Annotated in this window: 8 protein-coding genes; 3 read left to right on the forward strand and 5 right to left on the reverse strand. The window is 69.5% G+C overall.

Annotated features, from left to right (window positions below; genetic code table 11):
* Positions 1-96: 96 nt before the first annotated feature.
* Positions 97-3,303: an AfsR/SARP family transcriptional regulator gene (locus AC07AG_RS37300; RefSeq protein ID WP_478761016.1), complete on the reverse strand. Its 3,207-nt coding sequence runs from the start codon at positions 3,301-3,303 to the stop codon at positions 97-99.
* Positions 3,304-3,599: 296 nt separating this feature from the next.
* Here AC07AG_RS37300 and AC07AG_RS37305 point away from each other — a divergent pair, with 296 nt between their 5' ends.
* Positions 3,600-5,804, forward strand: a complete 2,205-nt coding sequence (locus AC07AG_RS37305; RefSeq protein WP_478761018.1) for an MMPL family transporter — start codon at positions 3,600-3,602, stop codon at positions 5,802-5,804.
* 101 nt (positions 5,805-5,905) lie between these two features.
* Positions 5,906-6,124 (forward strand): heavy-metal-associated domain-containing protein, encoded by a 219-nt coding sequence (locus tag AC07AG_RS37310; RefSeq protein ID WP_478761020.1) that lies wholly within the window; start codon positions 5,906-5,908, stop codon positions 6,122-6,124.
* A 75-nt stretch (positions 6,125-6,199) separates the two neighbouring features.
* Here the strand turns inward: AC07AG_RS37310 and AC07AG_RS37315 are convergent, their stop codons facing one another.
* From AC07AG_RS37315 to AC07AG_RS37330, 4 genes are all read right to left on the reverse strand, one after another.
* On the reverse strand, positions 6,200-10,174 hold the full coding sequence (locus AC07AG_RS37315; RefSeq protein ID WP_478761046.1) for a non-ribosomal peptide synthetase: 3,975 nt from the start codon (positions 10,172-10,174) through the stop codon (positions 6,200-6,202).
* Positions 10,175-10,274: 100 nt separating this feature from the next.
* Positions 10,275-11,822 (reverse strand): GMC family oxidoreductase, encoded by a 1,548-nt coding sequence (locus AC07AG_RS37320; RefSeq protein ID WP_478761022.1) that lies wholly within the window; start codon positions 11,820-11,822, stop codon positions 10,275-10,277.
* 99 nt (positions 11,823-11,921) lie between these two features.
* On the reverse strand, positions 11,922-12,632 hold the full coding sequence (locus AC07AG_RS37325; protein WP_478761024.1) for a YcnI family copper-binding membrane protein: 711 nt from the start codon (positions 12,630-12,632) through the stop codon (positions 11,922-11,924).
* Between the two features lie 161 nt (positions 12,633-12,793).
* Positions 12,794-13,168: a nuclear transport factor 2 family protein gene (locus AC07AG_RS37330; protein WP_478761025.1), complete on the reverse strand. Its 375-nt coding sequence runs from the start codon at positions 13,166-13,168 to the stop codon at positions 12,794-12,796.
* Between the two features lie 227 nt (positions 13,169-13,395).
* On the opposite strand from AC07AG_RS37330, the gene AC07AG_RS37335 reads away from it, so the two are divergent.
* Positions 13,396-15,158, forward strand: a 1,763-nt coding sequence (locus AC07AG_RS37335; protein WP_478761027.1) for a type I polyketide synthase, incomplete at its 3' end; no start/stop codon positions are given.

Genomic DNA, 15,158 nt, shown 5'->3' on the forward strand with positions numbered 1-15,158 from the left:
TCCAGGCCCCCAGGCGTGAGGACGCCCCTGCGGTGAACTCCATGTCCGCAAGGGCGTGTTGTCGAGCTTGTTGTCGAGCAGAGGGAGGGGGTCGCGTCAGGCGGGGCTTGCGCCCAGGAGGGGCAGCGGTCCGGTCCGGTCGAGCTGGGATTCGATCAGAGTGACCGCGTCGTCGCGCTCCAGCGAACGTCCGTATTCGTAGGCCTCCGTGTGGCCGGTCTCGCCCAGTTCCGCGGTCAGGGATCCGGTGAGCCGCGAGACGTCGGTGTTGGCGGCGTCCGCGGCCCCGCGCAGCACGTGGGCGGCGCCCAGTACGGTCGACGCCGCCTTGGCGTCCCGGCCCCGGTGCAGGAGTTGGGCCACCGCGACACCGACCATGGCCACCAGTAGCATGTCGGCCGCCGTGTGCGCCGCCGCGAGCGCTCTGCGCAGCATGTGCCGAGCCGTCGTCAGATCACCTTGCGTCAGGGTGATCTGGGCATTGCCGGTCCAGTAGAGGACACCGAACGCGGAGTCGTCGAAGGTGTCCGGTGCGGCGGCGTCCCTGGCCAGCGCGTACTGCTGCGCGGCCTCGGTCAGTTCACCGTCGAGGCGGGCCATGTCCCCCAAGTTGAGTCGCGCCAGGCGCACATGGCGGGCCGACGAGGGGCCCGCGACCACGCTCTGCAGCACCTCCCGGGCGGTGTCCGTGTGTCCGGCCTGCCGGTGCGACACGGCGAGCCAGATCCGCTGTGAGTCGTCACCGCCCAGTTCGCGGGCCGGCACCATCGCCTCCGTCAGCGCGGCCACCGATTCGTCGAACTCTCCCTGCGACATCAGCGCGATCCCCAGGTGTGTCAGCGAGGTGGCGAGGCCCCAGCGCTCTCCGATGAGCCTGAACTCACGGGCGCTGGCCCGCAGCGCGCGGCAACCCTCCTGCAGATCACCGCTGTTGAGGGTGAGCATGGAGCGGGTTAACCAGAGCATCGCCCGGGTCCACGGGTCGGGAGGCGGCGGCGATGCGTCGATCGCCCGCAGGCCGCCCTCGGAGTCGCCACTGATCCACGCGAGCAGCGGAGCGAGCAGGGGCAGGGCCGGATACGAGCCGGACGGCGCCTGCTCGGCGAGGGCGGCCCGGTCGGAATCGGCCTGCGCGACGAGGCCGCCGCGTACGTTCGTCGAGTCGCCCGAGAAGATGGAGTTCAGCAGATATCCGGTGGTGGCGGCAGCCCGTATCTCCGGAGCGACGTCGCCCGGCACGTCCAGCGCCGACCGCAGCTGTCGGGTCGCTTGCGCGTGCTCGCCGCGCTGGACCCAGAAGTACCACAGCGCGGACCCCAGACGTACGGCGGTGTCGGCGTCCTGGGACTCGCAGGCGAAGTGGAGGGCTGCGACGAGGTTGTCGCGCTCCGTGGCGAGCGTCCTCGCCCAGCGCACCTGGCCCGAGCCGCTGCGCAGATGGGGCTCCGCGGACTCGGCGAGCCGCAGGAAGTAGCGCGCGTGGGCGCGCCGGGCCCGGTCCACCGACCCGGTCTCGGCCAGCCGCTCCAGACCGTAGGCGCGCAGCGTCTCCAGCATCCGGAAGCGGACCTCCGGGCCGTCCACGGCCTGGAGCACCGACTTCTCGACGAGCGAGGCAAGTGTGTCCAGGGTGCGGTCACCGTGCTCGCCCAGGCTCTCCGCGGCCTCCAGCGAGATCGTGTCGGGGAACACCGCGAGAAACTCCGCGATGTGGCGTTCTTCGTCGTCGAGCAGGTCCCATCCCCAGGCCACCACCGCGCGCAGCGTGCGGTGGGCGGGCCGTGCGGTGCGGCTGCCGCCGGTGAGCACGCGGAAGCGGTCGTCCAGGCGGTCCGCCAACTGCTCGACGGAGAGCGTACGAAGGCGGGCCGCCGCCAGTTCGATGGCCAGCGGAAGACCATCGAGCCTGCAGCAGATCTCGGCGACTGTTCCGGCGTTCTCCGCGGTGACCGCGAAGTCGGGGCGGACCCGGGCGGCGCGGTCGGTGAACAGTCGCACCGCCGGGCAGTCGACCACATCGCTCGTGGGTGCGTCGGGATCCGGGAGGCCGAGCGGCGGCACCGGGAAGAGGGATTCGCCGAGGATGCCGAGCGGCTCCCGGCTGGTGGCCAGGATCGTCAGCTTCGGGCAGAACCCGAGCAGTTCGTCGGCCAGGTGCGCCACGGCTCCGACGACGTGCTCGCAGTTGTCCAGCACGAGCATGGTGCCCACGGCGGACAGGGCCTCGACGAGTTGCTCGGTCACCGCACGCGGACTGCCCGCGGCCTCGGACAGGCCCACGGCGCGGATGCCGAGGGCGGCGACCACGGCGGGTGCCACGTCCTCGTCGCTGGTCACCGCAGCCAGTTCGACCAGCCATACGCCACCGGGGGTGCCGTCCACCAGATCACCGGCGACTGCCTTGGCGAGCCGGGTCTTGCCCGTGCCGCCCGTGCCGACGAGGGTGATCAGTCTGCTGTCGGAGAGCTGAGTGAAGAGCCCCTGACGCTCTGTCTCGCGGCCGACGAAGCTGGTCAGTTCCGCGCGCAGATTGTCCCGCCGGTTTCCCAGGAGCTGCTGCACCGCGCCCTGCTGCCCGCGCAGGACCTCGAGATGCGTCTCCTGCAGATCCCGCGAGGGGTCGGTGCCGAGCTGTTCGGCCAGCCAGGTCCGGAACTGTTCGTAGGCGCCGAGGGCCTCTGCGGACCTGCCGTCGGCATGCAGCGCGCGCACCAGCAGGGCCCGCAGCCGCTCACGGTGCGGATGCAGCGCGGCGAGCGACTCCAAGTCGGCTATCAGTCGCGGCAGTTCGGAGCCCATCTGGACACGCGCCGTCGCGCGGTCCTCCAGCGCGGTCAGCCGCAGCTCCTCCAGGCGGGCGACGGTTCCGGTCATGAACGGCGAAGCGGACATGTTCGCGAGCGGCTCCCCGCGCCACAGTCCGAGCGCCTCGTCGAGCACACGGACGGCGTCCTGCGGCTCGCCCTCCTGGAGCGCGCGGCCTCCCTCGCGGGCGAGCTTCTCGAACAGCGCTGAGTCGACCGAGTCCGGCGGGATGTCCAGGCAGTAGCCGTTGGTGGACGACTCCAACGGTGTGCCCTCCGGCAGCGCCCTGCGCAGTCGGCTGACCAACGACTGGACCGCGTGCGCGCTGTTGACCGGGAGGTCGTCCGGCCACAGCGCCGCGGCCAGCGAGCCGACCGAGACAGTCCGTCCCGCCTCCAGGGCCAGCCTGATGAGGAGCGTACGGAGCCGGACCCCGCTCACCGTGACGGGCTTCCCCTCCGATTGGACCTCCAGCGGTCCCAGACAGCCAACATCCATGGCCCCATGGTGTCATCCGCTGCCCGCGTGTGAGCTGGGAATGAAGCTTCCGTGCGAGCGATATGACAGCGACCTGGGAGCGGCGGAGGGCAGCCTGGAGCGTGTTGGCAGTTGAGCCGACACATGGAGGGGGCGGGGCCGCGGGTTGTCTGACAATCCCCCCGGGCTTCCTGACGCCTGTCGCCCCCTCCCCCACCCTTGGTTTCGCTTCCCTGTGCCACGCCTGAACTCCGTGCCACGCCGGGGCAGGCCGGGGCCTTGTCACCGAATTCCTTTCGAGAGAGCACAGGAGAGCTATGACTGCCTTGGCGCGATGGTGTTGCACACACCGGGTTGTGGTCCTTCTGCTGTGGCTCGTGGCGCTGATCGGATCGGCGACCGTGGGTGCGACAGCAGGCGGGGCGTACTCCAATGCGTTCGACGTCCCCGGGACCGAGTCGACGCGTGCGACGGAACGCATGGAGAAGGCCTTTCCCGAACAGGCAGGCGACTCCGACCGTGTGGTGTGGGAAGTGGAGGAGGGCAGTGTCCGTGACGCCGCGGTACGCGCGCGCATGACGGACCTGCTCGACGACATCTCCAAGATGCCCGAGGTCGGCAGCGTGCTGAACCCCTACACCGACAAGGCCGCGGGGGGCATCAGCAAGGACGGGCAGGTCGCCTACGCGAACATCACGTTCACGAAGCAGGCGTTCGACCTGGACAAGGACAAGACCAAGGATGTCGTCGACCGGGCCGAGGAGGCCCGCACCGACGGCTTGCGGGTGGAACTCGGCGGCCAGGCCATCGAGTACGCCCAGCAGCCCGCCGAGGGATTCGCGGAGCTGATCGGGGTCCTGGCCGCGGGTGTGGTCCTGCTGATCGCCTTCCGCTCGTTCATCGCGATGCTGCTGCCCATCCTGAACGCGCTGTTCGGCGTCGCCACCGGTGGTTCGCTGCTGGGGCTGCTCGCCCACGGGATGAGCCTGCCCGACTCGGCGCCGGTCATCGGTTCGCTGGTCGGTCTGGGGGTCGGCATCGACTATGCGCTTTTCGTGGTGAGCCGGCACCGCAAGAACCTCAAGGCGGGCATGGAGGTGGGTGAGTCGGTCGAACGGGCCCTCAACACCTCCGGCCGTGCGGTGTTGTTCGCGGGCGGCACCGTGTGCATCTCCCTGCTGGCGATCTTCACGCTCGGCATGCAGTTCCTGAACGGGATCGCCGTGGCCACGGTGATCACGGTGCTGTTCACCATGTTCAGCTCGGTCACCCTGCTGCCCGCGCTGCTCGCCCTGTTCAAGATGAAGGTGCTGAGCCGCAAAGAGCGGAGGGCGCTGGCGGCCACGGGCCCGGTGCCCGAGGTCGACGGCGACACCATGTCGGTGCGCTGGTCCGCCTTCGTCGGCCGCCGCCCGAGGGTCATCGCCGTGGTCGCCGTCGCGGTGATGGTGGTGCTCGCCCTTCCCACCTTCTCGCTGCGCCTGGGAGCCAGCGATCAGGGCAACCAGCCCGAGGCGCAGACCACGCGCAAGGCGTACGACATGCTCGCCGACGGCTTCGGCCCCGGCTTCAATGGCCCCTTGCAACTGGTGGCCGATGTGCCGGGCGGCGAGCGCGACGTACGTGCCCTCGACGGCCTGGTCGACGAGGTGCGGGGCACCGAGGGCGTCGTCGACGTCACCGAGGTGTCCGTGCCGGAGACGTCCACGACCAGGGTCTACCAGGTGGTGCCCTCCTACGCGCCCCAGGACGAGGAGACCGACGATCTGATCGACGAACTGCGCGACACGACGGTGCCAGCGGCCGAGCGCGGCAGCAGCCTCCAGGTGGACATCGGCGGCAACACGGCGGTGCAGAAGGACTTCGCGTCGGAGATCACCGAACGGCTGCCCCTGTTCATCGCCGTCATCGCGCTGCTGGGCGCCGTACTGCTCATGATCGCGTTCCGTAGCGTCGTCGTACCGCTGATGGCCGCCGTGATGAACCTGCTGGCCGCGGGTGCCGCGTTCGGCATCATCGTCGCGGTCTTCCAGTGGGGCTGGGGCCTGGATGTGCTCGGCCTCGGCAAGGAGGGGCCGATCACCTCCTACATCCCCGCGTTCATGCTGCCGCTCCTGTTCGGCCTCTCCATGGACTACCAGGTGTTCCTGGTCAGCCGGATGCACGAGGAGTGGGTGCGGGGCAAGGACAACGCACGCGCGGTCCGTGTGGGTCTGTCGGACACCAGCCGGGTCATCAATTGCGCGGCGCTGATCATGGTCTGTGTGTTCGCCTCGTTCGTGCTCAGCGGTGACCAGGCCGCGGTCATGACGGGAGTCGCGCTCGCCGGCGCCGTCGCCGTCGATGCCTTCGTGCTCCGGATGCTGCTCGTGCCCGCCCTGATGCACGTGATGGGCAAGGCCAACTGGTGGCTGCCCGAATGGCTGGACAAGACCCTGCCGCGCGTCGCGCTCGAGGCGTCGGCCGAAGTGGAGCCGAGCGGTCCGGTCCGGCGCGAGAAGGACCTGGTCGGCGACCGGTGACACAACGGGTGCCCGCGAGGCACTTGCGGTAAACTGAATACCCCCAGGCGGTATACCGGTCGGGCCCGCCGTCCCGGAGAGATCGACGACAGGAGTAGCTCATGGAGGGTGTCACCGCGAACTACACCGTCGAGGGCATGGTCTGCCAGCACTGTGCCAGCAGTGTCACGGACGCCATCACCACTCTCAGCGGTGTGCGCGACGTGACGGTCGAGGTCCAGTCCGGACGAGTCTCCGTGCACTCGGACCAGGAGCTCGACGAGGCCCAGCTGGCCAGGGTGCTCGACGACATCGGATACGAGTTCGCACGCTCGGCCTGACAGCGAGGACGTACAGCACGATAGGGCGCCACCCCCGAGGGGTGGCGCCCTATCGTGCTGTACGTCCTCGCCCCGCTAGCCGATCTCGCCCGCGATCCACCTGGTGACGTGCCGGGCGATCTCCTCCTGGCGGTGCGCTAGGCCGATGCCGGCGTGGTCGGTGGCCACCGGCATCACCTCGATGCCCGGACAGGCCGCTCGCCACGCGGGAACCGTGTCCGGCTGGGGCTCATCGACCGCGTCGAACAGCAGCACCGGCTGATCGTGCCAGCCGGGGTGCCACGCCGCGGTCAGCCTGGTCTCGTGCAGCTGAACGCGCAGCAGCCTCTCATAGCCGGCCACATCGACTTCGGAGGGCAGCAGCCCATGGGCCACGCAGGTATCGCGAGCCACCTGGGCGAGCGAATCCGGGAGGGCGCCCCGCACCGCGGCCACCGCTGACTCGGGCGGCGGGCCGAGCGCCAGCGTGACGAGGAACGCCAGGTGCCGGCCCACCTCGGTCTGGGCCACCCGCAGGTCGGTGAACCGGCTGTCCATCATGAAGACGTGCGACTCATGGCCCGACTCGCGCAGTCGGCAGGCCACTTCGTACGCGATGAAACCGCCCATCGACCAGCCGCCCAGAACATAGGGACCCTCCGGGCGGCGGCGCAGCAGCTCCTGCGCGTACCCCTCGGCCATCGTCGCGAGATCGGGGGCGAACGCATCTTCCGAGGTGTCGACATGCGGGCGGCTCTGGAAGGCGTGCACCGGCCCCGGCCACGCCCTCGCCAACGGGATGTACGGAGCGACCGAACCGCCCATCACGTGGAAGAGCACCAACTCCTGGCCGGTGCCGTCGGCGAGGCGCACACCGCACGACGGGCTGCGACTCGTGTCTGCATCCTCGTCGAGACAGGCCGCGAACTCCCGCACCGTCGGTGCTTCGAAGACTCGCCCGAGCGGCAGGTCGACGCCGAGCTCGGACCGCACCCGGTTGACCATGCGCAGCGCGAGCAGTGAATTGCCGCCCAGCGAGAAGAAGTTGCTGTCCGGGCCGACCGACTCCACCTCGAGCAGCTCCGTCCACAGCTCGGCAAGCTGTTTGAGACGGGGATCGTCGTCGGCTGCCGGACCGTCCACGGCCGGTACGGGCCCGGCGGCGGGCAGCAGCTGCAGGGCACGTACGGCGTCGACCTTTCCGTTGGGCGTCAGTGGGAGCTGATCCACGACGTGCGTCTGGCCCGGGATCATGTAGTGCGGCAGATGCCGGCGCAGATGGGCCACGAGAGCAGTGCCGTCGAGTCCTTCGCCGGGCCCACCCGGCTCGGGAACGGCGAGGGCGACCAGGCGCCGCTGCCCGCCGGGGGAGTTGTCGACGCACACCACGCACTCGCGTACCCCTGGATGTGAGCGCAGAGCAGCCTCCACCGAACCCGGCTCCACGCGATAGCCGAGTATCTTGACCTGGCGGTCCTCGCGGCCGATGAACTCGATGGTCCCGTCCGGCCGGTAGCGCCCCAGGTCACCCGTCCGATAGAGCCGTTCCCCGGTACGCGGGTGGGTGATGAAACGGTCGGTGGTGCGCTCCTCGTCCCGCCAGTAGCCGCGCGCCAGACCCGCGCCGCCGATGTGGATCTGCCCGGTCGCCCAGGGCTGGCGGATCTCCAGACGGTGGTCGAGCACCCGCATCGTCTGGTTCTTCAGGGGCTTGCCGTACGGGATGCTGCGCCAGGCGGGATCCACCTCGTCCACCTCGTGGATGTTGGACCAGATGGCTGCCTCGGTGGCGCCGCCCATGGCGATGACGCGCACGTCGCTCCACAGACGCCGCATGCGGCCGGGGAGCGACGTGGGCACCCAGTCACCGCTGAGCAGGAAAGCGCGGATCGGCGCCGGACTCAACTCTGGTCGCTCCTCGGCCACTTCGACGATCATCTCGGCCAGTGCGGGCACCGAGTTCCAGACGGTGACACCGTGGCGGTGGGCAGTCTCCGCCCAGGCGATCGGGTCGGGCAGCGGCATCGGGGCCGGCAGGACCAGCGCGGCGCCGGCGGCCAAAGTTCCGAAGACGTCCCACACGGACAGGTCGAAGGCCAGCGAGGAGATCCCGAACACCCGGTCGTCCGGGCCGAGTCCGGTCCGCTCGTTGATGTCGATGACCGTGTTGAGGGCTGCGCGATGCTCGATCATCACCCCTTTGGGGCGACCGGTGGAGCCTGAGGTGTAGATGATGTAGGCGAGGTCGTCGGCGGCCGCCGCCACGTCGGGCAGCGGACGTGTCGCCGGCCCGGCTCTGTCCACATGGAGCACCGGAAGAGAACGCAGCGCCGGCGTGAAATCGGGCTCTGCGTGCGACTGGACCAGGGCCACCCGTGCCGAGCACTCCTCCAGCAGGTCGTGCATCGGCCCCGTCGGCATGCGCGCGTCGATCGGTACGTAGGCGGCGCCGGCCCGCAGCACGCCGAGCGCCGCGACCACCTGCTCCCAGCCCTTGACCATGATGACCGGCACGATGTCGTGACGGTGCACTCCCTGGTCGAGCAGCCAGTGCGCCACCGCCCGGGAGCGTGACTCCAACTCGCCGTATGTCAGGGTGAGTTCGTCGGTCATCAGTGCAGGGGCGGTGGGGTTCTCCGCCGCCCGCAGCAGGAAGCGCTCCTCCAGGCGGCCCTCGGGCAACCCGTCCCCCGTGTCGTTGACCGCCGCGATCAACGCCCGGTGGGCGGTCGGCACCGGGTCGGGCTCCTGTTCCGCCCCGTCCGGGCTGGACAGTACGTCGAGGAGATGCTGGTAGGTGGCGACCAGCATCTCGGGCAGGCCCTGCGGGAAGGCATCGTCGATGAAGTCGATGTTCGAGGCGAGGCCGCCGTCAGGAAGGTCGCGGACCTGGTTGTCGAGGAGGACCTGCGGGGTGTGCTGGACGCGCTCCACGGGACGGAACGCGGGCCTCGGCCTCTCGGGCGGGGTGTCCCACCCCGGCCCCTGGTTGCTGGTGAACACATAAGGGAAGGAGGCGCGCTGGGTCCAGCCGCTGCGGGCCGCGAGGTCACGGCTGATCCGTACCCCCGTCACGTCGCTGTGAGCCATGTCCTTCCACAGCCGCCGCTGCAGCGTCTTGGCGCGCTCCCAGAAGCCCGTGCCCCCGCGGTGATCCACCTCAAGGGGCAGCGTCGCGGTGCGCTGGCCCACCGCGGCCGGGCCACCGTGGCGGGCCACCAGGTTCAGGTGCACCACGTTCAGACAGAAGTGCGGTGCCGAGGCCCAGGAAGCCAGGGCTTCGGAAAGTACGTGCATCAGGGCGGTCGCCGGAAGAACCTTGTGCTTACGGAAGTTGACGCAGAACTGCTTCCACTGTTCTTTGCTGAGGTAGGCGGTGCGGGCGGTGAACATCACCGATTCGATGCCAGCGGGCTGCTTCACCAGGGGCAGCTGAGGCGCCTCCGGCAGCGTGTCGAGCCGGTCTCCCCAGTACGTCAGCTGCTTCTGGAAGTCCTCGCTCTGCTCGTGGGCGAGGAGATCCATCCGCCAATCGCGGAATGTCCTCTCCACCGGGGGGAGCCTGAGGTCCGGGTCGTGATACAGCTCCAGCCACTCCGTCACGGTCGTGTTGAGGCTCGGCGCGTCCACGAGGATGAGGCTGTAGCGGAAGTGCACCCGTGCCCTGTGCCGGCGCAGCCTGCTCACCACCACCTCGAACAGCGGCCAGCCGGTGGGATCCAGGCCCTCGCCGGTCATCCGCTCCCGTGTGGAGCGCAGTCCCACTTCCTGCGCCCGTGCATCGAGCCCGGTGAGGTCCACCTCCGCTATCGGCACATGCGGCACCGAACCCGGCTCCAGGACGCGCCCGTAGCCGGACTCCTGCATGACGGTACGCAGGGTCTCGTGCCGCTCGACCACCAGGTTCAGGGCGTGTTCGGCCCGAGCGGTGTCGAAGCCCGCGGAGTCCAGCTCGATGTAGTACTGCTGGATGCCGCCGAGCTCCATCAGCCGGCTCTTGCCCACGATGTACGCCGACTGAATGTCCGTCAGCGGAAATTGATCCGCGCGGTCCTGGCCGCTCCGGTCCATGTCACTCACAGTGCACTCCCAAGTTCCCGTGGTCAGGTGATGTGCTCGCCGCCGACCCAGCGCGTCCGTGTCCCTCACCCCGCCCAAGGCCGCCGATCCGTCAGTCCGTCGAAGCCGCCATGCGCTCGGCGAGCATGATGCAGCTCAGATTGGTCGGGGCGCGCAGGGGAACGGGCACGACCGAGGCGTCCACCACACGCAGCCGCTCGGTCCCGTACACCCGGCAGTGCTGGTCCACGACCGAGGAACCGCTCGTCGACGGACCCATCCGGGCTGTGCCGGAGGGGTGCCACATGGGAGTGGTGAACCGGCTGACCGCCCGCCGCAGCCGGACGTCGTCGTCCGCCATGCCACGCGTCCACAGGAGCATCTCCCGTATGTGCGAGGAGAGATGATCCGTGTCGAGCAGGGACCAGAGCAAACGCATGCCCGTCATCAGGCGGTCCACGTCCGCCGGGTCGGTGGCGAGCCCCAGGGTGATGGTCGGCGGGTCGTCGGGCCGGGGGCCCGAGGCATGCACCGACCCCCGCGAGGCGGGGGCGAGCAGCATGGCGGAGAGCGCCACGAGCGTCCCGGCGTCGGTGACCTTCGCGATGTCGGGGACGGTGTGCGCCGCCACATTGCCGGCAAGGAAGAGCGCCAGGTCGGGGTCGTCGCCGTACGGCCCGGTGCGGTCGAGGCCGCTCGACACCCGGGCCAGGACCTGGTGGCGCGGTGCGGTGGGCCGGCAGGAGCCCGGTTCGGGGACACCCCAGATCACCAGCGCCGCATGATCGGCCAGGTCCGCGCCCACGCCGGGCAGCTCCGCGAGCAACGGCAGGCCGAGCCGGGAGACCCGCCCCGGATCACCGATACCCGAACGCTCCAGAATGAGCGGCGTGTTGATGCCGCCGGCGCAGAGCGTGACGCGGTCCGCGTGCACCCGGGTGAGGATTCCGTCCCGCAGCACCTCGACGCCGATGGCCCGGTCACCGTCGAACAGCACCCGGGACACCGGCGCCCCGGTCCACACGTCGAGATTGGGCCGGTCCCGCGCCGGTTCCAGATAGGCGTCGGCCGTGGACACCCGGCGTCCGCGGTGCTCGTTACTGGGCAGGCGGCTCGCGCCGACGCCAGACACATTGATGTCCTCGACCAGGGGTATGCCGCGTTCGCGGCACGCCTCCAGAAAGCCCGTCGCCACGGGGTCGAGGGTGTCCGGTGGCGATCGACGGACCGGCACGGGGCCGTTGCTGCCGTGGTCCTCGCCCGTGAAGTCGGCGTCGGCCTCCAGCCTGCGGAAGTACGGCAGTACGTCCGGCCAGGCCCACTCCGGGTTCCCCGCCGCGGCCCAGGCGGCGAAATCGCCGGGCAGGGCACGGAGCGCGATCGCGCCGTTCACGGCGGACGAGCCCCCAAGCAACTTTCCTACGCCATAAGGGAATCGGCGCCCTTCTGCCTTGGATCCCCGGAACGCGGTGTAGTCCCAGTTGTGGCCGGAGTGCACGGAGGTGCCGAGGGGGGCGGAGGCCGCCGGTCCGGTGAGCCGCTCGCCCCCGGCCTCCAGAAGCAGCACTCTGCGGTCGGGATTCTCGGTGAGACGGGCGGCGAGCGTCGCGCCGGCGGATCCGGCACCGACCACCACCTCGTGCCAAGCGGCTTTCGGCACGTCGTCAACTCCTCCTGGGGTGCGGAACGGAGCCGGTCCGCCGGCCGGGAACGGCCGACGGACCTCTGTGCTCCCGCGTTCGGTGGGGCCGTGGATCGATCAGGCGTTGGCGTCGGAACGCTGTGCGCGGCGGCGGAACCAGAGCAGGCCGCCACCGGCGCCGAGCACACCGGCGGCAGCGGCGCCGGTGGCCGCCGAAGAGCCGATGCTGTCCGAGGTGCCGCTCTCACTCGCCGTGGCGTGCTTGCCCAGCGTGGTGGTCGCCGCCTGGGTGGTGCCGGCAGAGGACGCCTTGGGGACGACCTTCAGGCTCGGCGCGGGGTGCTCGGGCTCCTCGCCGCCCGGCTCGGGAATCTGCTCCCAGCGCACGACCTTGCCGTTGCTGTACGTCTGTATCGCGGTGAAGTAGATGACATCGGTGGCGGGGACCTGCCCGGTCGCCAGCTTGAACTCCTCGAACTCACCCGGCTTGATGCCCCCGGCGGTCGCCGTCCAGGTCACGGACGTCACGCCCGCACCAGGGGTGCTGCCGCTGCCCTTGGTGGTGGCCTTCCAGCCAGGGTTGGCCTTGTTGAGGGCGACGGGCAGCTTCTGCGAAGCGTCAGTCGGCAGGATGATCTGCAGTTTGACGGTGGAAGCGTTGTTCTCCTCGGTCGGAACACGGAACGTCAGTGTCGGAAAACTGCCGACGGAAACCGTGGCGTCGGGGCCACTGACGGAAACGTGAGCAGACGCGGGAATGGTGCTGGCAAGCGTCATCGCCGCGGCCCCCAACAGGGCTGCGGCGATCTTGGGAAACGCTCTGTGCATGATCGTCCTTCCGTTACCGAATGAGACCTCAAGGTCAAGGCATCTGGATTCTTTCGGAAGGGCAGACGGTCAAGCATCTCCCAAGTTGCCACGTCAGGACGGGGAATACGGAGGGCCCGTCGGATGGGTCGACGGGCCGGGCGGTGCACGGGGGTGAAGGGCTACTCCGCGGTGAGTGTGCGAGTGATCTGGTCGACCCGCTGGAAGCGGCCGTCCGGCGTGAGGTCGGCGAACATGAAGATCTCGGTGTCGATGACTTGGCCGGTCTTCGTCGTCGCGCGAATCGTGTAGCGAGCCGATACGTGGTCTCCGTCGCGCAGGGCCTGCTGCACCTTGAACTCGGCGCCGGTGAACTGCTTGCGTACGGGGCGGATGTGCTTGATGAGGCGTGCACGGTCGATGGTGATGCCGTCGCTGACCTCGACGAAATCAGGTGCGTAGTAACGGTCGATCACCGAGCCGGTTTCGTCCTCGCTGAAGAGCGCTTCGTCGTTGAAAGAGGAGAGCATGTCCTCGAGGAGTTTCTCGGTACTCATGTCTGAAACAGAGGTCATGGCTCTTCCCAATCCGACTCGGAGAGTACTCCCGGGGGGTACCTGAACTTGATTTGAGTAAACCAGGGGTGGTGGACACCTGCAACCCGAACTCTGTTATCACGCCATGGGATTCACGCAAGCAATCTCGGAGATGCCCGGCGTATCGCGTTGCCCAAGGATGAGTGACTGGGGACGAAACTCGACAGAGGGGCTGGACTGTGGGCGTTGTGGGTGACCGGAACGGAACAGGGGCCTCGGGATCCGGACCGGATTCGACGGCTCCGGTCGCCGTCGTCGGGATGGCGTGCAGGCTGCCGGGTGCGGAGAACCCCGAGGCGTACTGGACGTTGTTGCGCGACGGCGTGGACGCGGTCGGTGAGGTGCCGGCGGACCGCTGGAACCTTCCGGGGCGGCACGAGGCCGCGCGCCCGGAGCAGCCGGGCACGCAACGCGGTGGATTTCTGCCCCGGGTCGATCTGTTCGACGCGGAGTTCTTCAATGTCTCGCCGCGGGAAGCCGCGGCGATGGACCCGCAACAGCGGCTCATGCTGGAACTGAGCTGGGAGGTCCTGGAGGACGCCGGCATCGTGCCCGGCACGCTGCAGGGTACGGACACCGGCGTTTTCACGGGTGTGATGTGGGACGACTACGCGACACTGGCGCGCAGACGTGACCCCGACGCGCAGACCCGACATTCGGTGACCGGTGTGCACCGCAGCGTGATCGCCAATCGGGTCTCCTACGCCTTCGGGCTCCGGGGCCCCAGCTTGGCCGTGGACTCAGGGCAGTCGTCGTCGCTGGTCGCGGTGCACATGGCCTGCGAGAGCCTGCGGACCGGCTCGTGCACGCTGGCTCTGGCGGGCGGCGTCAATTTGAACCTCGCCGCCGAGAGCGCGATCGGCACAGCGAAGTTCGGGGCCCTCTCACCGGATGGCCGCTGCTTCACCTTCGACGCACGGGCCAACGGCTTCGTGCGGGGGGAAGGCGGCGGCGTGGTCCTCCTGAAACCGCTCGACCGTGCCGTGGCCGACGGCGACTTCATCTACTGCGTCATCCGCGGCAGCGCGGTGAACAATGACGGTGCCACGGACGCCCTGACCCGCCCCAGCGTCGCCGCACAGGCGGAGGTGGTCCGCAGGGCACAGAGGCTGAGCGGGATCGGCCCCGACGAGGTGGGCTATGTCGAACTGCACGGCACAGGAACGCGGTTGGGTGACCCGGTGGAGGCGGCGGCCCTCGGCGAGGTTTTCGGTCCCTGCCGAACCCCCGACCATCCCGTGCGGGTTGGTTCGGCGAAGACGAATGTCGGCCACCTGGAGGGCGCCGCAGGTGTCACAGGCTTCCTCAAGGCAGCCCTGAGCCTCACCCACGCCCAGCTTCCCCCGAGCCTCAACTTCGAACACCCCAACCCGTCCATCCCCCTCGCTGACCTAGGTCTGCGGGTGCAGACCACCTTGACCGAGTGGCCGGGCGACGGCCCCCGTGTGGCGGGGGTCAGCTCCTTCGGTATGGGCGGCACGAACTGTCACATGGTGTTGTCGGGTGCTCCTATTGCTCCCCTTATGGAGACGTCGGCGGAGTTCTCTGTGGTGTCGGGTGGGGGTGGTGGGTCGGTGGCGTTGGTGTTGTCGGCGAGGTCCCGGCGTGCGTTGGCGGGTCAGGCGGGTCGGTTGCGTGAGCATCTGGAGGCGCGTCCGGGGGTGTCGTTGGAGGGGGTGGCCGATGCGCTGGTGTCCACGCGGACCCTGTTCGACCGGCGGGCGGTGGTCTGTGCGCCGGACCGTGCGCAGGCCCTGGAGGCGCTGGGGGCCCTGGAGCGGGATGCCCCGCACCGTCACCTGGTCACCGGGCCCGAGACCGCCACCACCCACAACGTGTTCCTCTTCCCCGGACAGGGCTGCCAGTACCCCGGCATGGGACGCGACCTGCACGGCACCCACCAGGTATTCACCGACGCCCTGGACGAAACCTGCCGCGCCCTGGACCAACA

Source organism: Streptomyces sp. NPDC044044 (assembly GCF_056434405.1).

Coding starts and splice junctions, on each gene's coding strand:
- AC07AG_RS37300 (WP_478761016.1), bottom strand. CDS start 3,303: ATGGATGTTGGCTGTCTGGGACCGCTGGAGGTCCAATCGGAGGGGAAG.
- AC07AG_RS37305 (WP_478761018.1), top strand. CDS start 3,600: ATGACTGCCTTGGCGCGATGGTGTTGCACACACCGGGTTGTGGTCCTT.
- AC07AG_RS37310 (WP_478761020.1), top strand. CDS start 5,906: ATGGAGGGTGTCACCGCGAACTACACCGTCGAGGGCATGGTCTGCCAG.
- AC07AG_RS37315 (WP_478761046.1), bottom strand. CDS start 10,174: ATGGACCGGAGCGGCCAGGACCGCGCGGATCAATTTCCGCTGACGGAC.
- AC07AG_RS37325 (WP_478761024.1), bottom strand. CDS start 12,632: ATGCACAGAGCGTTTCCCAAGATCGCCGCAGCCCTGTTGGGGGCCGCG.
- AC07AG_RS37330 (WP_478761025.1), bottom strand. CDS start 13,168: ATGAGTACCGAGAAACTCCTCGAGGACATGCTCTCCTCTTTCAACGAC.